The 21,375-nt window shown below is 62.1% G+C and carries 20 protein-coding genes and 1 pseudogene; 9 read left to right on the top strand and 12 right to left on the bottom strand.

All coding sequences use genetic code 11. The features are described from left to right. The first annotated feature begins 232 nt into the window (after window positions 1–232). Complete coding sequence (locus AUC43_RS18035; protein ID WP_071885963.1) at window positions 233–886, top strand: hypothetical protein; 654 nt, start codon at window positions 233–235, stop codon at window positions 884–886. Window positions 887–932: 46 nt separating this feature from the next. Here AUC43_RS18035 and AUC43_RS18030 read toward each other — a convergent pair whose 3' ends face one another. The 3 genes from AUC43_RS18030 to AUC43_RS18020 all read right to left on the bottom strand — a co-directional run bounded on the left by AUC43_RS18030 (window position 933) and on the right by AUC43_RS18020 (window position 2,985). Further along, complete coding sequence (locus AUC43_RS18030) at window positions 933–1,676, bottom strand: EcsC family protein (RefSeq protein ID WP_068196958.1); 744 nt, start codon at window positions 1,674–1,676, stop codon at window positions 933–935. Window positions 1,677–1,775: 99 nt separating this feature from the next. Further along, window positions 1,776–2,201, bottom strand: coding sequence for a hypothetical protein (locus AUC43_RS18025; protein WP_199243478.1), 426 nt, complete (start codon window positions 2,199–2,201; stop codon window positions 1,776–1,778). A 22-nt stretch (window positions 2,202–2,223) separates the two neighbouring features. Further along, complete coding sequence (locus AUC43_RS18020; RefSeq protein ID WP_068196956.1) at window positions 2,224–2,985, bottom strand: glycosyltransferase family 2 protein; 762 nt, start codon at window positions 2,983–2,985, stop codon at window positions 2,224–2,226. A 135-nt stretch (window positions 2,986–3,120) separates the two neighbouring features. Here AUC43_RS18020 and AUC43_RS18015 point away from each other — a divergent pair, with 135 nt between their 5' ends. Both AUC43_RS18015 and AUC43_RS18010 read left to right on the top strand, forming a co-directional pair. Continuing rightward, window positions 3,121–3,858 (top strand): Dph6-related ATP pyrophosphatase, encoded by a 738-nt coding sequence (locus tag AUC43_RS18015; RefSeq protein WP_068196954.1) that lies wholly within the window; start codon window positions 3,121–3,123, stop codon window positions 3,856–3,858. 150 nt (window positions 3,859–4,008) lie between these two features. Next, a complete protein-coding gene (locus AUC43_RS18010; RefSeq protein WP_068196951.1) occupies window positions 4,009–4,698 on the top strand; it encodes a TIGR02117 family protein in 690 nt (229 codons plus the stop codon). Between the two features lie 119 nt (window positions 4,699–4,817). On the opposite strand, the gene AUC43_RS18005 is transcribed toward AUC43_RS18010, so the two are convergent. After that, window positions 4,818–5,066 carry a hypothetical protein gene (locus tag AUC43_RS18005; protein WP_068196948.1) on the bottom strand — a complete coding sequence of 83 codons (249 nt, stop codon included), beginning with the start codon at window positions 5,064–5,066 and terminating at the stop codon, window positions 4,818–4,820. A 229-nt stretch (window positions 5,067–5,295) separates the two neighbouring features. Here AUC43_RS18005 and AUC43_RS18000 point away from each other — a divergent pair, with 229 nt between their 5' ends. The 3 genes and pseudogenes from AUC43_RS18000 (at window position 5,296) to AUC43_RS17990 (ending at window position 6,560) form a co-directional block, all read left to right on the top strand. Continuing rightward, on the top strand, window positions 5,296–5,748 hold the full coding sequence (locus AUC43_RS18000) for a LexA family protein (protein WP_068196944.1): 453 nt from the start codon (window positions 5,296–5,298) through the stop codon (window positions 5,746–5,748). 63 nt (window positions 5,749–5,811) lie between these two features. Further along, window positions 5,812–5,943 (top strand): annotated as a pseudogene (locus AUC43_RS20215) (Y-family DNA polymerase); the annotation flags it as partial. A 71-nt stretch (window positions 5,944–6,014) separates the two neighbouring features. After that, window positions 6,015–6,560, top strand: coding sequence for a DinB/UmuC family translesion DNA polymerase (locus AUC43_RS17990; RefSeq protein ID WP_068196940.1), 546 nt, complete (start codon window positions 6,015–6,017; stop codon window positions 6,558–6,560). Here AUC43_RS17990 and AUC43_RS21785 read toward each other — a convergent pair. Then, on the bottom strand, window positions 6,557–9,400 hold the full coding sequence (locus AUC43_RS21785; RefSeq protein ID WP_082685194.1) for a S8 family peptidase: 2,844 nt from the start codon (window positions 9,398–9,400) through the stop codon (window positions 6,557–6,559). The genes AUC43_RS17990 and AUC43_RS21785 overlap by 4 nt on opposite strands. A gap of 263 nt (window positions 9,401–9,663) precedes the next feature. Between AUC43_RS21785 and paaN the strand changes: the two genes are divergently transcribed. Beyond that, entirely contained in the window at window positions 9,664–11,319 is a 1,656-nt protein-coding gene (gene paaN, locus AUC43_RS17980; protein ID WP_068196930.1) for a phenylacetic acid degradation protein PaaN, read from the top strand. Window positions 11,320–11,433: 114 nt separating this feature from the next. Here the strand turns inward: paaN and AUC43_RS17975 are convergent, their stop codons facing one another. The 6 genes from AUC43_RS17975 to AUC43_RS17955 all read right to left on the bottom strand — a co-directional run bounded on the left by AUC43_RS17975 (window position 11,434) and on the right by AUC43_RS17955 (window position 16,259). Continuing rightward, on the bottom strand, window positions 11,434–11,694 hold the full coding sequence (locus AUC43_RS17975) for a hypothetical protein (protein ID WP_068196927.1): 261 nt from the start codon (window positions 11,692–11,694) through the stop codon (window positions 11,434–11,436). A gap of 133 nt (window positions 11,695–11,827) precedes the next feature. Further along, window positions 11,828–12,130, bottom strand: coding sequence for a hypothetical protein (locus tag AUC43_RS17970; RefSeq protein WP_068196924.1), 303 nt, complete (start codon window positions 12,128–12,130; stop codon window positions 11,828–11,830). Window positions 12,131–12,278: 148 nt separating this feature from the next. After that, window positions 12,279–12,836 (bottom strand): hypothetical protein, encoded by a 558-nt coding sequence (locus tag AUC43_RS17965; protein ID WP_068196920.1) that lies wholly within the window; start codon window positions 12,834–12,836, stop codon window positions 12,279–12,281. Window positions 12,837–12,843: 7 nt separating this feature from the next. After that, window positions 12,844–13,686, bottom strand: coding sequence for a hypothetical protein (locus AUC43_RS21125; protein WP_157781162.1), 843 nt, complete (start codon window positions 13,684–13,686; stop codon window positions 12,844–12,846). Window positions 13,687–13,916: 230 nt separating this feature from the next. Beyond that, a complete protein-coding gene (locus tag AUC43_RS17960; RefSeq protein ID WP_068196904.1) occupies window positions 13,917–15,302 on the bottom strand; it encodes an FAD-binding oxidoreductase in 1,386 nt (461 codons plus the stop codon). Between the two features lie 132 nt (window positions 15,303–15,434). Then, the gene (locus AUC43_RS17955; protein ID WP_157781161.1) at window positions 15,435–16,259 is read right to left on the bottom strand and encodes a helix-turn-helix domain-containing protein; all 825 of its coding nucleotides are present in this window, start codon (window positions 16,257–16,259) and stop codon (window positions 15,435–15,437) included. 269 nt (window positions 16,260–16,528) lie between these two features. On the opposite strand from AUC43_RS17955, the gene AUC43_RS17950 reads away from it, so the two are divergent. Then, window positions 16,529–18,631: a TonB-dependent receptor family protein gene (locus AUC43_RS17950; protein WP_071886130.1), complete on the top strand. Its 2,103-nt coding sequence runs from the start codon at window positions 16,529–16,531 to the stop codon at window positions 18,629–18,631. Between the two features lie 84 nt (window positions 18,632–18,715). Here AUC43_RS17950 and AUC43_RS21340 read toward each other — a convergent pair whose 3' ends face one another. After that, window positions 18,716–19,381, bottom strand: coding sequence for a hypothetical protein (locus AUC43_RS21340; protein ID WP_199243477.1), 666 nt, complete (start codon window positions 19,379–19,381; stop codon window positions 18,716–18,718). A 967-nt stretch (window positions 19,382–20,348) separates the two neighbouring features. Between AUC43_RS21340 and AUC43_RS17940 the strand changes: the two genes are divergently transcribed. Beyond that, window positions 20,349–21,164, top strand: coding sequence for a helix-turn-helix domain-containing protein (locus AUC43_RS17940; RefSeq protein ID WP_068196892.1), 816 nt, complete (start codon window positions 20,349–20,351; stop codon window positions 21,162–21,164). Window positions 21,165–21,375 lie beyond the last annotated feature (211 nt).

Here is a 21,375-nt window from a genome sequence, read left to right as displayed (position 1 = left end):
TGGTCTAATTTTGGGCCATGCGCCGCCACGATTTAAGCGAGAGGGAATGGAAATTGGTCGAACCAAGGTCAAATTGAGTGGTTCAAAGCCGGCTCGGCCCTGAACCTGATTCGCTTGAAGGAAAGCGGCGTGGCGGAAGCAGCGACGCTGTAGTTCCTCAGCTTTTCGCTTCGGTAGAAAAACGGCCGATCCAGATTCTGGAGCGGCCGTTTTTTGTCTGAACTTGCACCTAATGAAAGCCATAACCCAATGTCTGAGCTTGCTGCTATTTGCCGGATGCAGCACTTCATTTCAGCCTTGCCCTGAGGGAATTAACCGGTTGCCCATGTATGGCAGGGCACCAAAGTGCCCGGAACAAGTCCGGGCAGATACAGAATTTCTTGCTGCTTGCGACAAGCAGTTTCCTAGCAGGAAGCTGGCTTCTGAGCACCATGTAAGTAAAGGGTGGGAGTATTTTCAGCAGCGACAATTAGACACCGCGATTATGCGGTTCAATCAGGCCTGGCTGCTCGATAGCACCAATGCAACCGTGTATTGGGGTTTTGCAAGTGTGTTGGGCATGAGGCAGCAGTACCGGGCTTCTGTCCCCTTGTTCAAAAAATATCTTGCGTTGAATCCCACGGAGGCTAATGCTTGGCAGGGGCTATCTACGAGCTACGGTCAGATGTTTTTTCAAACTAAGGACGTTGCGCTGCTTCAGAATAGTATCGAGGCATTGAAGCACTGCGTAAAGCTTGCTCCCCAAAACGCACGGGCATATGGTCAGCTGGCAGGAGCATATTCTTATTTTATCCAAAGGGATAGCGCCAGAAAATATTTGGCAATCGCTGACAGGCTAAACCCGTCAGCAGTCAATCCCGAGGTGCGTAAGATGCTAACGCAGTAGTCAGCGTCGCCAGTCGTGGTCGTGCTGAACGCGAATTTTTGTTGAGCTAAACTTGAGCCAGTCGGGCATCTGCCGCTGCGAAGTGCCGCATGCGGTAGCAGTTCATGGCCATGTAGCCGAGCTGCTCGATGAGGCGGTAGTTGGCCACGGCGCCCACCGCGGCGCCGATGACGGGCACAAGTTGAGCCATTTTGGCGATGTCGATGTAGTCGCGGTATTCCTGCTGCAGGGTGCGCCAGTCAAATTCGTGGACGTCGGTGGGCAGCGTGTGGCGGTAGGTTTCCCAGCTGGCAAGCCGCCGGTAGGTTTCGTTGCGGGTGTGCTGGCTGCTGAACGCCAGCTGAAACACGTGCAGCAGGTACAGCCGCTCGGTGTAGTCGCGCACGTCGTAGCCGTAGAGCGCGGCCACGTCAAAGAGCAGCTTGAGCTTGAGGCTAAGCAGGAGCGGAAAATCGGCCAGGCCCAGCAGGAAGCCCCCGGCGCCCGTGACGGCGCCTTCGGCCGTGGCCATGGTGCGGTAGTCGCGGATGCGGGCGCGCACGGCCTTTTCCCGCTCGGCCAAGGAGGCGCCGGCCAGGGGCTGGGCTGTGGTGTGCGTGGAGCCAAACAGCACGCCGCGCACCATGTGCTTAATGGCCGCCGTGATGGCTTGGTGCACCCGCTCGGGCAGCAGCGCGTTGAGCCGGGTTTGCACGCGGCGGGAAAAGCGGTTCAGAAACGAGGGCGGCCGCTGCATCTCCTGCTGCCAAACCTGCAGCTCGGCAAAGGCCTGCTGTTCTTCGATACTCATGGCGCGGGCGGGGTAGGGTGATGCGGTGCCGCTAAACTACGATGGCCGCCCGCGCCACGTTGAGGTTGCGCAGCTGCCCGAGCACCCGGTGGGCCCGGCTTACAGGGTGGCTACTTCAGGCTCCTGCGCTTCGCGGGGCTTCTGCACCAGGTAGTAGTATAGCAAAATGCCCAGCCCAATGAGGAAGGGCACCAGCGCCAGGTGCTTGCCCGTGACGTGCGGAACGACCTGCACGGTATCGAAGCCGAAAAACTCGCTGCTCATCCAGTAGGAGTTGGCCGCAATCCAGAACACAATGGCCAGGTTGTGCGCCAGCTCCGACTTATAGCCGCGCGTGCGCCAGGCAATGACCAGGGCAATGCCCAGCGTGGGCACCACCATGAGCAGGCCCAGGGGTTTCCAAATCATGCACCAGCTGATGTCTTTCACCAGCCAGAACAGGATGTGGGTGTTCTCCATTTTGCGGTAGGAGGCCGGAATGCTGTAGACGGGTTCGGGCGCGGAGGCAGGCGTGGGGGCGGGCATAAGCCCAAAAATACGGCGCCCGCTACTTTCCGGGCTCCTCAATACCCAAGGCGTGAAGCTGCGGGGCGTACTTCTGGTAAATCACGCGCAAGTCGGCGTTGTGCTTCGCGGCATCGACGCCGATGCTCACGTTGCGGGAGTGGAAACGGTGCAGGTGGCTGATGTGTGGGCACAGCACGGGCAGCTGCCCGGCCAGCAGAAACCGGACGTAGAGGTCGAGGTCTTCGGCCATGGGCAACTCGGCGTCGTAGCCGCCCACTTCGTCGATGAAAAGGCGGCTGTAGCACACGTTGCCCTGGATGAAGTGCTCGGCCCGGAAAATGGCGCGGAGCATGTCGGTCGGCGTCTCGAACTGCCAAGCGTAGTAATCCTCGTTGGGCAGGTAGCGGCCGTGCTCGTCTACGCGCAGGAAGTCGGCCACAAACCACGGCCGGTCGGGGTGGGCGGCAATCTGGGCCGCGTAGTGGTGCAGGGTGCGCTGCAGCATGATGTCGTCATCATCCAAAGGCACCACCCAAGCCTCGGGGTCTGTTTCCTGAATGAGCTGGTTGCGGGCCAAGCCGGCAAGCTGGCGGGCGGGGTCGTGCCAGTGGCGGAGTGGCGGGCCGGGCTGGGCGGCGGCTTCGCGCAGGTAGGCGGCCGTGCCGTCGCGCGAGCCGTTGTCGTAGATAAGGTGTTCGAACGAGAAGTCAAGCGGCGCGCTGACGCTGGCGCGCACGCTGGCCACGGCCTCAGGCAGCAGGTCCCGGCGCTGGTGGGTGGGGGTGATGATGGCAAAGTGCATGGCTTCCTTGTTCGGCTTATGCGCCCAAAAAGTTGCTTACGGCTCAGCTCAACCTTGCTCAGGGGCCAGCTGCGCCACTCGCTTACTGCCACCCAAGTGCCGCTTTGGCCCATAAGGCCGTTACTTTGCCATGGTATGAAAGAGCAGGCAATTTTCAATTGGAGCGGCGGCAAAGACTCGGCCCTGGCGCTGTATAAGGTGCTACAGGGCGGGCAATACGACGTGCTGGAGTTGCTGACCACCGTGAGCGAGCCGTACCGGCGCACCTCCATGCACGGCGTGCGCGTGGCCCTGCTCGAGCAGCAGGCGGCCAGCCTGAGGCTGCCCTGCCGCCAGCTCCTGCTGCCCGAAACGCCCACCATGGAAGCCTACGAGCAGCTGATGACCACCACACTGCAGGACTTGCAGCGGCGGGGCGCCACGGCGTCCATTTTCGGCGACATCTTCCTCGAAGACCTGCGCCGCTACCGCGAAGACCAGCTGGCCCGGCTCAATTTGCAAGCCGTGTTCCCGCTTTGGGGCCAGCCCACCGCCGCGCTTATCCGCGAATTTATTGGGCTGGGCTTTAAAACCATCACCACCTGCGTCAACGAAAAATACCTGGACCAAAGCTTTGTGGGCCGGGTGATTGACGAGGAGTTCCTGCGCGACCTGCCCGCCAATGTCGACCCCTGCGGCGAGAATGGCGAGTTCCACACCTTCGTGTTCGACGGCCCGTTGTTCCGGCAGCCCGTTGCCTTCGAGAAGGGAGAAATCGTGTACCGTAAATACACGCCTGCCCCGAAAACCGACGATTCCGGCTACGACTGCGCCGACGATAGCGCCGGCCCCAGCCCGTTTGATACCGGGTTCTGGTACTGCGACTTGGTCTAGCGGTCGGCGGGTCAGCGACGGAACGGGGCAGAGTTTCTACCGCCGATGCCGACCTAAAAACCGCGCTGCACGTACAGTTGGAGCCCGCCACGGCAGGGCTTATTGCCCGATTGCTGCTGTACCTGGCGGCCCCAAACTCCCCGCTTACCCATGCCCGCCCTCATTCGCAAAGTGTTGAAGCCCGTGGGCTACGTAGCCGGCACGCTTGTGGGCGTGGCGGGCCTGTACCTGGCCGCGGCGTTCGTGCTTTCGCGCATTCCCGTGCCCAAAGCGGACCCCACGGCCTCGCCCGATGTGCTGGTCTTCCTGCACACCAACGGCGTGCACACCGACATCGTGGTGCCCATCAAAACCGCCCAGATAGATTGGAGCAAGCAGCTGCCGTTCAGCAACATCCCTTCCGGCGATACCACCATGCGCTTCATCGCCTTTGGCTGGGGCGACAAGGGCTTTTACCTCGACACGCCCACCTGGGCCGACCTCAAATTCAGCACGGCGTTCGTGGCGGCGTTTTGGCTGGGTTCCTCGGCCATGCACACCACCTACCTGCACAGCATGGTGCCCGGCCCCGCCACGGTGCCGCTGTACCTGAGCCGCGCCGAGTATGCCCGCCTGATTGCCTATATCCAAAACAGCTTTCGCTACGATGCGGCCGGCCACGTGCAGCACATTAAGGGCCACAGCTACGGCCCCGACGACGCGTTCTACGAAGCCAAACGGGTCTACAGCTTCCTGTACACCTGCAACACCTGGACCAACGACGCCCTGAAAGCCAGCGGCCAAAAAGCCTGCCTCTGGACGCCCTCCGACCGGGGCATGTTCTACCAGTACGGCCATTAGCGGCACGCCCTTGCTTTGGTCTTTTGTTGAGCCAACCCCCAGACACAAACCGGCCCCGCTGGCTGCAAAGCCAACGGGGCCAAAATGGGTGAAACCATCGTGCCGACGGCTATGCCGGCTTAATTAAGCCACACATCGGCAATCTGCTCGAAGCGGTGGGCAGCGAAGGCGCCATAAGGACGCTCGGCATAAAAGCCGAGGACGTGCACTTGGGGCTTGCCGGTGCTCACGTGTGGCAGCACGCGCACGGAGTACACACGGCCGGCTTCGGGCCAGTCACCAACGTAGTCGGCGGGGCGTTGCGTGTCGTTCACGCAACGAGCGAATTGCTGCAGGGGCAGCGGCGTAGGGAGCTTGACTTTTGACATAACCAAAGTTACCAATTATACGATAAACTAAAAAGCTTGGAAATGATTTTTTTAGTCTTATTTAGAGAGAAGCGCTTGAATTACTTTAATTTGACATAACTATGTTACGAAGCTCGGTGAGGTACGTTGCCAGTATCTAGTTGGATTGTAGAAAGGCGTTAAAACAATTTACTAAAGTAATTAGTAAATAGCAACCCCAAGCCAACAGCTCAGGCGTTTGGGTGCTCTTATGTCCGCTTTCCTCTACAATTTCATAGCCGCCGCCCACCTCATCACTCGGGAGCTGCCGCTTTTTGGTTGCCCTATTCCGGCGGGCTTCCCGGCGGGTATCCCGTCGCCGGCCGACGACCACCTCGACGCGCCGCTCGACCTGACCAAGCACCTGTTTCAGCACCCGGCCTCCACGTTTCTGGCGCGCGTCAGCGGCGATTCCATGATTGGGGCCGGCCTTCACCCCGGCGACCTCGTGGCCGTGGACCGGGCGGTGCGCGCCCGCGATGGCAGCATTGTGGTGGCCGTGGTGGAAGGCGAGCACACCATCAAGCGCCTGCAGATGCGGGCCGGGCAGCCGTGGCTGGTGGCCGAGAACGCGCGCTACCCGCCGGTGGCCGTGGACCGGGGCGTGGGGCTGGTGGTTTGGGGCGTGGTCACGCACGTCATCCACCAATTAGCTGAGCAGTAAGCCGACGAATGGAAAATAACCCGTTAGCAAGGCCGCGCCCGTTAGCAAAATCACCACGCCCGTATGTACGCCCTCGTCGATTGCCATAATTTTTATGTTTCCTGCGAGCGGGTTTTTGCGCCGCACCAGGAAGTCAAGCCCGTGGTGGTGCTCTCGAACAACGACGGCAGCCTGATTTCGCGCTCCGACGAGGCCTAGGCTCTGGGTCTGAAGATGGGCGAGCCCTACCATCTGGTGCGCCCGCCGCGCCCTAGCACGAAGCGACTGTGCTATCCGAAGCCCTGGCCACCTTCACGGCCAAAGCCGCCGAGAAGCTGCGGCGGCACGGGCTGGCCGCGCACTTGGTCACGGTCATACTGGGTACCAACCGCTCTGCCGCTACGGCCGAGCCCACCACCCACACGGCTGTCATCAGCCTGCCCCACGCCGGCCACGACGTGACCATGCTAACCCAGGCCGCCCTACGCGGCCTGCACCGCTTGCGCCGCCCGGGCGTGGCGTACCACCGCGCCGGCATCCTGTTCACCGGCATCCTGTTCAGTGGGCTGGAGCCGGCCGGCCAAGCCCAGCTTGGCCTCTTTTCCAGCACCGCCGCCGACCAGCAGCGCCGCCAGCAACTCATGGCCACCCTCGACGCCCTGAATGCTCGCTTCGGCCAGCAACTGGTGCGGCTGGCCGAAGCTAGCCCGGCTAAAAACCTCGACGGCCAGCTCAACGAGCCCGCGTCGAACGGGCCGCGCGGCGCACAGCAATTGTACACCACCGGCTGGGCCGAAGCTCTGGCAGCTGCGCTGAGCTACTTAACGACTTAATGGACCATTACGGCCCGGGTGCGCACCCCGGCGGTGCCCTGCGCCCGCACCGTGTAGACGCCGGGCGCCAGGCCCGCCAGGTTCAGGCGCGCCAAGTTGCCGCTGCCGGCCTGGGCCCGCACCACTTGCCCCAGGGCATTGATAACGTGCACGCTCACCAAGCCAAACCGGGCGGGCAGCTCCAGCTGCAGGGGCCCGGAAGTGGGGTTGGGAAATACGCTGAACCCTTCCGCTAAGGCGGCCGGGCGCGTGGGCAGCAGCGTAGCATAAGCGTTGCGTGCGGCATCGGCCGCAGCTTGCAGCTGCGGCAGCGAGGTAGCCACCAGTAGGGCAAAGGTCACGGTAGTAGAGTCGCCGGGTGCCAGCCGGGTGATGCGGGTGCCCACCACCTGCGATACATCGGCGCCGCTGGGCAGGCCCGCGCTGCGCTGGGCGCGGGCGGTGCCGCTGCTCAGGGTCAGGAATTTTTCGGCGAGAGAGAAGCCGTCGGCCAGGCGCACGGGCGTGCCCGCGGGGGCGTTATTATTAATGGAGTACACGGCCGGGGCGCCACCGCGCAGCAGCCGCACGCCGGCGTAAGAAGCCGGTAGGGTGGAGGTGGACTGCTGGCTCAGGGCGTAGGTGTAGCCCAGGGCGCGGGTGCTGTCCCAGGCCGCGGCGTTGCTGGCGCCGCCATCGGGCGTGGGCAGGTCCCAGTCGGTATACAGGCCGGCATAGAGCGGCTTTAGCGTATCGGCGGTGAGGTTCTTGAGTGAATATTCCAGCAGCACAAAGTCGCGGCGGCCGGGCGTGCTCCAGGCGTAGGCGCGCTGACGCACGGCCATGCCCACGCTCCGAATGCGGCTGCCCGCCACCGGAATGGTGTCCTGAAACGCCGCCCGCACTTCTTGGTCGGCGCGGGGCCCGGGCTGCTGGCGCGTGGCCTGGCCAAGGCTGAAAAACGACTGCCGCGCCTGCCCGCCGCTGGAGCGCAGCCGGTCCGAGACCCGGGTGGGCGTGGTGGCCAGCAGCAGGCCGCCCTCGCTCAGGATGTTGCCGCTGCCCCGGTACGTCAAGCCCAAACCCACGGAGCCGGCCAGGTCATCAAACGCCAGGTTGCCGCGGCTGGTAAGCGTCACGGCCAGGTCGCTGGCGTTGAGCACCACGTAGTCGGGGTTGAGCACGATGTCGAGGTACTGGTCGGACTGGTAGCCGCCGGCGGCCGTGAGGCGGTAGCGCAGCGTGGCCGTGGTATTGAGCGGAATGCCGCTGGTGGCCACGGCCAGTCGAAAAGGAGTGCCGGCGTTGTTGGCCCGGCCCAACATGGCCAGGTTGCCGGCGGCAAAAGTGCCCTGCCGCACCGTGATGTAGGGCGAGAGCGCCGTGAGCGTGACCGTGAGCCCGGCAATGGGCTGCAACAGGTTTTGCACGTTCACCGCCAGCCGGATGGTGTCGCCGGGCAGGTAGGCGGGGCGGGCCGGGGCCAGGGTGCTGGTGAGCACGCGGGCCTCTTGGCGGGAGGTTTGGGTGAGGGCTTTCAGCACGTTGAGCCGGCCGGTGCCCAAGCGGGTAGCCCAGGCCGCGTTGGCAGGCAGGCCGTCGATGTTGTCGGTGGTCTGGCGGAGCTGGGCGGCTACCTGGTCGGCGGTGAACTGCGGAAACCGCCACCGCACCAGCGCGGCCGCGGCGGCCACCAGCGGCGCGGCAAACGAGGTGCCGCCCACGGCCACGTAGTCGGCATCGGCAGTGCCCTGCGGAGTGGTGCCATGGTAGCCGTAGGTGGTGAGGATGCTCAGGCCGGGCGCCACCAGGTCCACACGGTGGCCGTAGGTGGCGGCCGGGCTTTTCTGGTCTTTGTTGTCAACGCCCGACACCGACAGCACGTGGTCGTAGGAGGCGGGGTAGAACTGCAGGTCGGCGTTGGTGTTGCCGGCGGCGGCCACCAGCACGGCGTCGCGGTTTACGGCGGCGTAGGTCATGGCGTCCTGCTCGTAGCGGGAGTAGCCGCCGGCGGCGCCCCAGCTCATGTTAATCACCTTGCAGTTGTGGTCGGCGGCGTACACCACGGCCTCCACGCCAGCAAAGTAGCCGGTAGGGGTGTTGGGGTAAATGTTGAGCGGCAGAAACCGGCAGCGGTTGCCCAGGCCGGCGATGCCCACGCCGTTGTCGGTACGGGCGGTGGCCACGCCCGCCACCAGCGTGCCGTGGACGATTTTGATGTCGTAACCGGGGTCGTTGTCGTTGTTGGCCAGGTCCCAGCCGGTAAAGTTGTCCACGTAGCCGTCGCCGTCGTCGTCGCGGCCGTTGATGGGGTCGGCGTAGTTGTGCTTAATCTGCTGGCGCAGGTCTTCGTGGGTGAGGCGCACCCCGCTGTCGGTGATGCCGATGACGATGGAGCTGTCGCCGCGGGTCACGTCCCAGGCCCGGTAGGCCTGAATCTGCTTTAAGTAGTACTGGCTGGCGGCGAGGTCGGTGAGGGTGGAGTCGGCCAGCGGGTCGTTGGGCTGGTACTGCGGCATGCGGATGTAGAGCGGCTCCACATACTCGACTACGCCGGTGCCCAGGAGCACGATGCGGGCACGCTCGAGGCTCAGCGTGACCGGCACCTCAATTTGGTAGATGCCGCGCAAGTTCACGCTGCCGCGCTTCTCGAGGCAGGGCGCCAGGGCACGGGGGAACTTCTGCTGCCGGCCGTGGGCGCCCAGCGCGCGCAGGGCCGCGTCCACGGCGGTGGCCGGGCGGCCGGGCAGCAGCTTTAGCACCAGGCGGCCTGGCACGGTAGGGGGCGCAGTGGCCGCCCCGGCCGCCAAGGTCAACGTGTTAACTAACAGAAGCAATAGCAGGCGTAACGTGTTTCTCATCAAGTAAAAGAATAGGGTATGCGGTAGGATAAAGTGTGCCTTCTACGGGCATGCAGCGGCTTGGGTGAGCAGCCAAAAGCAAAAAGTTGAACAATTGATGAGAGCGAGACCTAACTAATTAATTAAATGTACAAAAGAAAACATTTTCGCTTGATTATGCCATTGGTTATAAGGCACTGCGGTTCTGGCGCAGGCGCCTAGCCGTAACTTGCGTAGCTGTTATTTCTCCGTCCTGCCATCGCCTTTTCTACTTCCCACCCACGATGATTGCCAAGCACCAAGCCACCCTCGACGCCGCCGTGCAGGCCCTGCACGGACGCACCTTCTTCGCCGCCTTTCCCGAAAACCCATCGCCCGAAATCTACGGGGCCGATGCCGACGTGCAGGGCCGCGAGAAATTCGCTGCCCTGCGCGGCCAGCACTTCACGGAGCTGCAGCAAGGCCCGCCCGAAGGATGGGCCGGCCAGGAAGAATCGCCCTACGAGCAGGCGCCGCTGGGCATTAAGTACCCGTTCTACTCGCCCGATACGCTGGTTAAGCATGCCCAGGGAGCGTTTGACGAGTGGCGCAAGGTGAAGCCCGCCCTGCGCGCGGCCCTGCTCACCGAGGCGCTGGAAGGCATGAAGAGCCGCTTCTTCGAAATTGCCTACGCCACCATGCACACCACGGGGCAGGCCTTCATGATGTCGTTTCAGGCCAGCGGTCCCCACGCCGCTGACCGCGCGCTGGAAGCCATTGCGGCCGGCTACGAGGAGCAAACCCGCTTCCCCGAAGAAACCCGCTGGGAAAAGCCCATGGGCAAGTACAGCATTGCCCTGCACAAGACCTGGCGCGCCGTGCCCAAGGGCCTGGCCCTGGTCATCGGCTGCTCCACGTTTCCCACCTGGAACACGGTGCCGGGCATGTTTGCCTCGCTCGTGACCGGCAACCCCACCATCATCAAGCCCCATCCCAAAGCGGTGCTGCCCATTGCCATCGTGGTAGCCGAGGTGCAGAAAGTGCTCCAGGAGCATGGCCTGAACCCCTGCATCTGCCAGCTGGGCGTCGACGCCGACGACCATCTTATTGCCAAGGAGCTGGCTGAAAACCCCGCCATTAAGCTCATCGACTACACCGGCGGCTCGCAGTTTGGCGACTACATCGAGAGCCTGAAGGGCAAGACGGTATTTACCGAAAAAACGGGCGTCAACAGCATCATCCTTGACTCCTGCGACGACCTGGACAAGGTGGCCCAGAACCTGGCTTTCTCCGTCAGCCTCTACTCGGGCCAGATGTGCACCGCGCCCCAAAACTTCTTCATTCCCGAAACCGGGGTAAAAGTGGGCGACACGCAAGTGCCCTACGAGGAAGTGGTGCAGAAACTAGCGGCCGCCGTTACGGGCCTGGCCACCAACCCCAAGGCCGGCGCGCACGTGCTCGGTGCCATCCAAAATCCCGGCACGCACGAGCGGGTAAAGCAGCTGGCCTTCGAAGGTGGCCGCAGCATTCTGGACGCCGGCAGCGTCGACCACCCCACCTTTAAGAATGCCCGCACCTGCTCGCCCAGCATTCACGAAGTCGATGCCCGCCACGTGGAGCAGTTCAGCCAGGAGCTGTTCGGCCCCATCATGCTGGTCATCAAAACCAAGAGCACGCAGGAGAGCATTCACCTCGCGGCCAAGCTGGCCCGCGAGCACGGCGCCATTTCGTGCGGGGCCTACACCACCGACCTTATCGTAAAGGAACAGATTATGGACGAGATGAGCCTGGCCGGCACGCCCGTCAGCTTCAACCTCACCGGCGGCATCTATGTGAACCAGAACGCCGGCTTCTCCGACTTCCACGTGACCGGCGGCAACCCCGCCGGCAACGCCAGCTTCACCAACCCCGAATTCGTCATCAAGCGCTTCACCTGGGTCGGCTTCCGCGAACCAGCATAGTTTAATGAAGAATGAGGAATGAGGAATTAGCCCAACGACCAATTCTTCATTCCTCATTATTAATTCTTCATTAACGAAAAAGCCGCCGCTTCAGTAGAAGCGGCGGCTTTTTCGTTAAACCCCCATGGTGAATTTGTAATTTTTGGCGGCTTTGGTAGTTTTAAATTTTCCCTGTCTTCTCGGGTTGAAATCGATGATGGGGTGCACGTTGTTTTCGGGTCGGAAGTGGGCTTTGGCCTTTTTGCCTTTCGACGATTCGGTGGTGTGCGCGTAGTTGCGCTTGGCTTTCAGGTGGGGCTTTTTGCCCTGGGCCTGGGCATGGCTGGCCGTGGTGACCAGGAAAGGAAACAGCAAGAGGAGGAGGAGCTTCTTCATGGCGAATAACGGCTAAGGGGATAGAATCGGATGGAAAATAAAGCTGCTGGCAAGGGTGGCCGTGCGGTGGCCTACGGGGCTGAAACGTAGATACTGTTCAGCGGGTTGTCGGTTTTAGTGTGGGCCTAAAGGGCTACAAAATGTTCCGTAAATCCTCGCGCAGATTTTCGATTCCGCGCAGAATCTGGGCCCATACACTGGGCTCGGTGCCATCAGCGGGAGCGGGGGCTTGCACGAGCTGCTGGGCCAGGCGTGCGCGTTTGGCTTCGAGGGCTTCGGCGTGGGCCTGGTAAGTATTGGGCGAACCCGCGGCCGTGGCGTGGGCGCGGTTATGGAGGGTCTGGATTTTGGCGTCTAACTCGCTCAGGGCTTGGCGCAAGGCGTGTTCGGACAACTGCGGCGGGCGCTGGGCATCGGGGCCGGGAGTGCTGGACATAACGAAGGAGGCGGGGATAAGGAGTTGATTATTGTACTGCCTTCCCCGCGGAAAAGATGCCTCCCCGCCTAACTTATGCAGTAGCTCCCGCTTCCCAGGTCCGCCCCGAAACCACCAATCCAGCTCAATTTGCCCTGAAAACCGCCTCCTAATCGACCAGAAAGACGCGCGGCAGGCCGGCTTCCCGCGCCAGGGGCGCTGCGCCCGATTGCCAGAGCGCGGCCAGCACGGCATTGGCGGTGGGGGCCAGCTCGGCGTGGTAGTCTTCGTGCAGCCGGGCGGTTTGCTTCAGGGCCTCGTGGGTGCGCTTGGTGAGGTGCTGGAGCAGCGGCTGCGTGGGGCCGTGCAGCCGCGCCGTGACGGCGGCCTGGTGCCGGAACACGTTGGCCAGCAGCCGCCAGCTTAGCTCAACTTCGCCGTAAGTATCCTCCGTAATCTTAGCGTGGTAGGCCAGCCGCACCTGCAGCTGCCGCAGTATCACGAGCAGGTCGTTGGGGGTTTGGTGGAAGCCCCGCACGGGGTCGTCGACTTGGGCCCGCAGCACGGCGCGGCGGGTTTCCAGCGCCTCGGGCCCTTCGAGCAGGCGGTAGGCCAGCTGCTCGGTGAGCACCACGTCCTGGGCTACGAGGCGGGCCAGGAGCTGGTCTTTCTCTTTTTGCGGAAGCTGAAAAAGCGCTTTGCGCAGGTCGGGTGGGAGGGCGGGCATTACTGGTTTAGCGGTGTTGCAAATGACGCTTCAGTTGCAAGCAGTTGCTTGCTGTCAAATAAATCAACAAAGCGAATGGAATCCCCCATTGAGGTTGGTGAAAAGAAATTAAAATTTCACGCCATTGCTGGAATACCTTCCACAGGTATTCTCGCTCTGGGCTAAAGATTGGTTCTATATAAGATGGCCCGTACGGATAATTTTCTGCTTTGTAGGGTGGCTTTGGATTCCATAAATCAGTCACCCAATTATCAAAGCGCAATAAATAAGAGGTGGAATGATACAAGGGAGGAGCGAAGCGTGGTAATTCGATGTAACGCACGCATTGTCCCAGTGGAAAAGTGTTTTTCTTTTCACCAACCACGGGCCGCACTGTTATCGCGTAAAAGGTTATGGGCGTGTGTACAATGTCGAACCAGTATTTCTTGATGTTGTACTGACTCATTAGGTCCAAAACGAGCACAAATTCAGCATAAGTAGCAGAGGAGCTAAAAGAAACACGCAATCCATCATCGTTTGCGGAGTTAGCTTCCAAGCCAGCTACTGCCGCTAAAAGCTGCTGTTTTGAAGTAGCATCAATACCCTGATGGCCATTCAGGGTGACGTCCCGCCATCTGCGAAATGAGTCCAGTCTTTGCCTCGACCATTTTATTGGGTTAGGAGGATTGGTTGGAAAGTCGTCCTGCAGATTTAGAGCCGGCATCGTTAACGGTACCACCGATTTCCTGCTCAACTTTTCTTGCCACGACCCAATAGCGACGCATCCCAGCCACAGCAGCCCCGCCAGCGCCAGCAGGCCCGGCGGAAATAGCAGCTGGCGGCGGTAGCGGCGGGGTAGGTACAAGTTCATGGCCGAAATAAAGCAGTGAGTTCGCGTCTTGTGGTGAAGCAATGCGCCAAAACGAATGTAGAGGCGCAACACTTTGCGTCTTCCATCTGGACGACAACGTGCGCACGGTGCAACCAAGGAGACGCAATATTTTGCCTCTCTACTTGAGCCTCGTGAAATAAAACGTATAAAACAGCCCACCGTTCCCCAGCGGGAGCGGTGGGCTGTGCGGGTGGCAGTGCAGGCCAGGTCTAGCCTTCGCTCGAGGGCACAATGTTCTGGTTTACCCGAAACAGATTCTGGGGGTCGTACTTGGTTTTAATGGCCACCAGGCGCGGGTAGTGGCTGCCGTAGGTGGCCTGCACGCGGTCGGTGCCTTCGTCCATCATGAAGTTGCTGTAGGCGCCGCCGGCGCTATATGGGTGCAGCGCCTGCCAGTACTCTTTGGCCCACGAAATCAACTTGTCGTTATTGGCCGGGTCGGGGTCGCTGCCCAAAATCACCATCGACCACGTGGCGTGGCGGTAGGCCCAGGCCGTGGCGTCGGGGGCCACGCGGGCAGCTGCGCCGTTGATGGGGTACAGGTGCATAGTGGACAGCGGAGTGGGCAGCATTTCGGCAAAACGCAGGTGAATGTCGATGGCCTCGTCGCTGAGTTCATTCACAAAATCGGCCTTCCAGTAATATTGGTAGCCTGGCGGCACCAGCCCATCGAACATGCTCTGCAGGACGGGCACGGGCAGGGGGCCCACCAGGTCGAGGGCCGGCGGGAAGGCCTGCCGGATGGGCGCAAAGGTGGCGTCGGCCCAATCGGGCGGGCCGGTGTAGTTCCACACGATGCCCACCATCTTTTTCATATGCAGGTGCTCGGGGAAGGGCGGGCCGGGCGGCACGGTCAGGAAGGCCAAAAAGCCGTTCACGTCGTCTGCGGCCGTTTTGATGAAGTCCTGGTACCAGCGCATCAGGGCGGGGGCATCGCTCAGCTCCCAGAGCATGGGCCCGGCATACACCGTGCTGATGGGGTGCGACCGAAACAGGAAGGACGTGACGATGCCGAAATTGCCGCCGCCCCCGCGCAGGGCCCAAAACAGGTCGGCGTTTTCCTCGGCCGAAGCCTTTACCAGTCGGCCGTTGGCCAGTACCACGTTGGCTTCCAGTAAATTGTCAATCGAGAGGCCGCACTGGCGGGTGAAGTAGCCTAGCCCGCCGCCCAGCGTGATGCCGCCCACGCCGGTCGTCGAGATGATGCCGCTGGGCACCACCGCCCCGAAGGCGTGCGCCACGTGGTCGAGCTGGCCCAGGGTGCAGCCGCCCTCCACCCGCACGGTTCGGGTGTCGGGGTCGACGTACACGCCGTTGAGCTGCGACAAGTCAATCACCAGGCCGTCGTCGCACAGGCCCATGCCGGCGGCGCTGTGCCCGCCGCCGCGCACCGCCACCAGCAGGTGGTGCTCGCGGGCGTAGTTCACACACGTAATCACGTCGGCCACGTCGGCGCAGTAGGCAATGCCGGCCGGGTGCTTGTGTATCATGCCGTTGTGCACGCGACGGCTGGCATCGTACTCGGCGTGGTGGGGCTCGATTAACCGGCCGCGCAGGTCAGTTGCGAGTTGCGAAATGGTTTCTTCGGCTATCATAGCAGTAGCGGGAAAGCGGCACCTAAGCGCCCGTGGAAGGAAAAGTCTTTCCCTAATTTAGCCGCGGGCCCCTGCTTTACATTGGACAAAAGTGACAGCCAAATGCGGGCCGCTCACTGCGTACCCAGCTGATTAAAAGCCAGATAAATGGTGGTGGTAACTGTGCTGAATCAGCGTGGGGAGGTCGTCGGTGTCGCCGGTAAGCAGCTGCGACGGAGCCTCTCCGCAAAAGAGCTTGACCTGCCGAATCAGGTGCGACTGGTCGCAGTAGCCGCCCGCGTAAGCGGCGTCGAGCCAGGAGTTGTGGGCCGTTTGCCGGACCCGCAGCATGGCGTTGAAGCGAATGATGCTGGCAAACAGCTTGGGCAAAATGCCCACTTCGGCCCTGAACTTGCGCTCCAGTGTGCGGCAGCCCACCCGCAGGGATTGGGCCAGCCCGCAGATGGACAGATTGCCCCGCGCGCTTAGAATAAGCTGCACAGCCTGGTCGATAATGGATTCGACTGCCGGGCCTTTGCCCAGGAAGCGCATCAGGAATTCTTCCACCACGGCCACCCGCGCTGCGGCCTCGCCGGCGTCGCACACCCGGCCGGCCAGGTAAGTGGCGCCGCCGCCCAGCACCAGTTCGGCATCCACGGCCCGGTCGGTGTAGGGAGCCATCGGTATGCCGAAAAGGCGGTAGAAGCCGGTGGGCTTAAAATGAACCCCCAGCACCTTTAGCCCACCGCAAGCTTCAAGAAACACATACTTCCGAAGCTGGCCAAAAACGAAGCTTTCGCTTAGCAATTCGTTCCGGTGGTGGTCATTTTCGAGCTGTAGTCGGTCGCCGTATTGCACCACTAGGCCGCTGGTTCCGCTGGGCGTCAGCTTCACCCGCTGGTAGCCCTCCCAGGGGTTGCCCTCCAGCACGTAGTAGCTGTCGATAAACGGGGCCAGCGGCTGGCAGGGAGCAAACACCTGATAAAACATAGCCGGGACACCAGCAGATTTCTTTCGTTTTGCCGCCCGGCTGCCGGGCAGCCGGAACAACGCACTGGTATCCGTAATTTACTGATTTTACTCCATATTATTATAAGGAGTGGTGGCGGGCGGTGCACTCCCCAATCGGCTGCGAAATGAGCACCTTTGCAGCTGCCCGGCCCGCAGAAAATTGGGCTGAAACCCCGGCGTCCGGCAACAATTTGCGGGCTCTGCCGGTCTGCGTGGTCTTACTTTCGTTGTCGTTCATGCCTGTTCGTTACCTGTTGCTTTTGGCGCTGTTGCTGCCCCAGCCGCGCGCTTTTGCCCAAACCCAGCCCGCTGATACCGCCCGCGCCGTGGCCCTGCCCGAGGCCACCGTGACGGGCTACGGCCAGCGCCTGCCGTTACGCCGCACCGCGGCGGCCGTGGGCGTGCTTGAGGCCCGCACAATTGAGCAATTCAGCCCCACGGCCCTCACGCAGGCCGTAAATACGCTGCCCGGCGTGCGGCTGGAGGAGCGGGCCACGGCCAGCTACCGGCTCAGTATTCGGGGCAGCACGCTGCGCTCACCCTTTGGGGTGCGCAACGTGAAGGTGTACTACAACGGCATCCCGTACACCGAAGCCAGCGGCAGCACGCCCCTGAATTTGCTCGACCCCGCCATTATCGGGCGGCTGGAAGTGCTGAAAGGACCCGCCGGCAGCGTGTACGGCGCGGGCACAGGCGGCGTGGCACTGTTCAGTACGCCGGAGGTGGCGGCGGGCACCAGCCGGGTAGCGGCCGGGGCCACGGTGGGCAGCTACGGCCTGCGCCGCAGCACGATTATCGCCGAAACCGGCAGTGCCACCAGCAGCGTGCGGGCCCAATACGCGCACCAGGAGCTGGATGGCTACCGGGTGCAAAGTGCCCTGCGGCGCGACGTTTTTACGCTGGATGCCCACACCGTGGCCTCGACCAAAACCACGCTGGCGGCCCATCTGCTCTATACCGACATCAACTACCAGCTGCCCGGCGGCCTCACGCGGGCCCAGTACGCGGCCGACCCGCGGCAGGCGCGGCCGGGCACGGCCACCGCCCCCGGCACCGTGGCCCAGCAGGCTTTCTACGCCTCGCGCACGGGCCTGCTGGGCCTCACGCACGATTACCGCTTTACCGAGCAGCTGGATTTGCTAACCACGCTCTATGGCAGCGGCACGGCCATACGCACGCCGTATTTGGTAGACTATGAGCGCAATACGGCCCTGGGCCTGGGCGGCCGCACGGCCCTGAGCTACCGCACGGCGCTGGCCGGGCGGGTGCTGCGGCTGCAGGGCGGGGGCGAGTGGCAGGGTAGCTTTGCCAGCGGCCGCAGCTACCAAAACAATGCCGGCACGCCCGGTGCGCTACGCTACGACGACGAAATCACGACCGCCACGGGCTTTGTTTTTGCCCAGGCCGACTACGCGCTGCCTGCCGATTGGCTCCTGACCGTGGCCGCGAGCTACAACCGGCTACACTACGGCATTGCACGGGTGAGCAATGCCGCCACGCGCCCCACGGAGTACCGGTTTAGCCGCGATTTCCGGCCCGAAGTGTCGCCCCGCGTGGCGCTGCTCAAGGAATTCAGCCCCACTTTATCGGTTTATGCCAGCGTCAGCACCGGCTTTTCGCCGCCCACGATAGAGGAAATTCGGCCCTCCGATGCCAGCCTGAACGGCGAGCTGCAGGCCGAGCGCGGCACCAGCTACGAGCTGGGCGCGCGGGGTAATTTCTTCGCCAATCGGCTGGTATATGAGCTGACGGCCTTTGACCTGGAGCTGCGCCAAACCGTGGTGAGCAGCACCACCGACCAGGGCACCGTTGTGTTCCGCAACACCGGCAGCACCCACCAGCGGGGCCTAGAAGCGGCGCTGAGCGGCTGGCTGTGGCAAGCGGCCCCGGCGGCGCCCGGCCCGGGCACGGCCCCCTCCGGCCTGCGGGCCTGGGCCAGCTACGCCTACAACAACTTCCGCTTCGGCAGCTACCCCAGCAGCGGGCGGGACTTGCACGGCAACCGCCTCACCGGCACCACGCCGCACACCCTCAGCGCCGGGCTTGATTTCAGCCATGCCACCGGCTTTTACCTCAACCCCAACCTAAGCCACCAGGCCCGTGTGGTGCTCAACGATGCCAATACCGAGGAGGCGCCGGGCTATTGGGTGTTTGGGGCGCGGGGCGGCTGGCGGCGCACCTGGGGCCGGCTCGAAACCAACATTTACGCCGGCCTCGACAACGCCACCAACCGCAAATACAGCCTGGGCAATGATTTGAATGCGTTCGGCGGCCGCTATTTTCAGCCGGCGCCGGGCCGCAGCTGGTATGCCGGGGCGCAATTGGGCTGGCGGTGGTAGCGGGGCACTTTTCGAACACAAAAAAGGCCTGCATCACCCGATGCAGGCCTTTTTTGTGTTTAGGGCCGGGGCATTGTCGGCTGGTTAATCCAGGGGGAGCGGGGGCGCTTGGTGGGCAGGCGCGGGAGCAGTTTCGTGGGCTTCCGGGGCCTGTTCGTTCAATTGGGTGGGCTGGGCCGGAGTGGTGGGGGCGGTGCTGTGGCTGGCCGCATACTGGAATCCGATAGCGCCTTTTTCAGTGGCGGGACTGGCGGGGGCGGTGGGGGCCGGCGCGCGATTGGTGGGGTGGCTGGCCGGTTGGAGCGGGGTGCTCACGGATATTTCTATCGGGATAGAAAACGTGAGCTTCGTTGGGCTTTCGGCGGGCGTCTGGGGGTTTGTCGCCGCCATAGGAGCCGGGCTGGCGGCCGCCGCTTGGGTAGGCATGGCCGCAGCCGGAGCGGTGATTACGACCGCCACCGGAGCGGGGCTGGCGGCGGCGATGGGGGCAGGAGCAGCGGCTGCTAGTGGCGCGGGAGCGGGCGCAGCGGCGGGGTTTTGAGCAGGAGCGGCGGCAACGGGAGTGGGGCCGGCAGCCGCGGCGGGCGCGGCTGCTGCCGGCGGCGCGGGCGTGGCATCAGCGGCGGCTGGAGCGGGGCTGGCGGCCGCGGCTGGAGCCGGGGCGGCGAGCTCTTGGTGGGGGGCTTGGGCGTCTTGGTGGCTGGCCAGTGGCGTCGGCGCGGAGGGGTCTGGGGTATCCTGCGTATCCATGGAAGTGAAAATGAAATAAAGGTGGAAAACAAACGGGCTCAGCCCGACGATGAAAATTATATATCCCTTTAGAACAGCAGATTGCCCCGAATAACCTGCTGCGTTGCGTGCCTCCAAGCGGGAGGGCCTCTCTTCGCTCAATTTACGCATTTATGCGTTTGAAATTAGCATGTTATCGACAATAAGTTTAACTCACTCCGGATGCTCATCGATGCCTTGTACTCAGTAGGTACACCGGCCCTCTACTAGCCGCAGCCTCAGCAGTGCCGATACCAAAACGCACGTAGTACCAGGGCGCAGTTGGGCTGAAATGGCATGGGGCAGGAGGGACGGTGGCCGGGCACGGCTGGCGGCCAGGCTGGGAATAAAGCATGCGGGCGGTCGGCGCCTCCTCCCGGATATCTGGAAGAAATGCCCGGCCGCTTTTTCGTGACCAGAAACCCGGCCCTGCGAACCAACGGGCGGTGCAATTGCCAAAGGATACACCTCAGCTAACCGGCCCCGGGCCGGGGAAGTGTACGGTTGTGGTTTGATGGGTCGGCGATAATTCAATTTTGCTTGCCCGGGTAGGCAGTAACCTGAACCGTGCTTGGGGCCGCAGAAAAAAAATATCTCAAATCCGCAAAGTCTTTCCGGCTCAAAAAAAACGCAAGCATTGGAACCTCGACCATACACCGGGCTAAAAGCTTCTTTAAACTACGGTTTGAGCTAAAACTCAAGGGCAGATATAGCGTTGTTTTATATAGTACAATCTATATAAACTTACTGTTTTTCAGTGAGTTGTAAAATTTTGTTATTGCATTGAGTATCAATCCGGCAGGCAATAACCAAGTCGAGAATAGAATAATTACTCATGGACGAGTTTGTAACAATATTTACTTTAAATACGATTAATCGAATCTATCTTCAGAAACGTACTCACGCATCGGCCGCACTTACCCCGCCGTAGCACTACAGCCAATATTCTATGGAATGTGAAGAATTTACTCCAGCAGCCTCGCTGCAAAACATAGTAGAGTGCTATTGGAATTTCGAAGAGGCCGGCTCGGCTACGCCGCTGCTTCACCCCGTTCTGCCCTCGCCCAAGCCCTCTATTATCGTGGTGCTGGGCAAGCCCAACCACCCGGTGACCTGTGAGGGCGCCAACGGCGAATGCATTGAGGAAAGCTGGATGCTGGGCCAGGTCACCGACCACCGGCTCAACCTGCGCTGCGCCCGGCCGGCCAGCCTGTTTGGGGTCATGTTTCAGCCCACCGGGTTTTACCAGCTGTTCGGCATGTCCATCGTGGTGGCGGCGAGCATGGGGACGGAGCAGGAATGTGCCCCGCGGCAGTTTGGCGAGGCCCTCACGCGCCGGGTGCAGGCCGCTACCAGCCCCGCCGAGTGCGTGGCCGCCGCCGAAGAGCTGCTTCTGGCCCAATTGAGCCGCCGCCGCGCCACCCCCGCCATCGAAGAAGTGGCCAAAGCCCTGCGGCAGCGGCGCGGGCAAGTGTGTGTTGATGAGCTGGCCCGCCTGGCCCACCTGAGCCGGCGGCAGCTCGAGCGCCGGTTTCGGGAAGCGGTGGGCGTTTCGCCCAAGCTTTTTGCCGAAATCAGCCGCTTCGCGCAGGTATTTCAGCTGTTGAAGGAGCAGCCCGATGCCAACTGGCAGGACGTGACCCACGCCTGCGGCTACTTCGACCAGGCCCACTTCATCCGGGAGTTCCGGCGCTTCACGGAGGAAACCCCAACTGCTTTTTTTCAGCAATCCCGCGAAATTAATCGGGTTTTTTGGGGCCGCTAGGGGCATGTGTCGCATTTGTACAATGCGCAGTATTGTTATAAGTTAATCTTTATTAAAATTCTGGGTCTCGCTTTAACGCACTGGTTGTCAAAAACAACCGCGGGAGGCCTTTGCCTGCATTTTCCACCCTAATTCTACTCCTATATGACATAAATGATGCACGTTTCAACCGCCTGGGTTGCCAGGCACGTGGCCAGATGGTCCTTCCAAA

The sequence above is a fragment of the Hymenobacter sedentarius genome (assembly GCF_001507645.1).
Lineage (GTDB): Bacteria > Bacteroidota > Bacteroidia > Cytophagales > Hymenobacteraceae > Hymenobacter > Hymenobacter sedentarius.
This window is presented reverse-complemented; position numbering and strand designations above follow the sequence as displayed.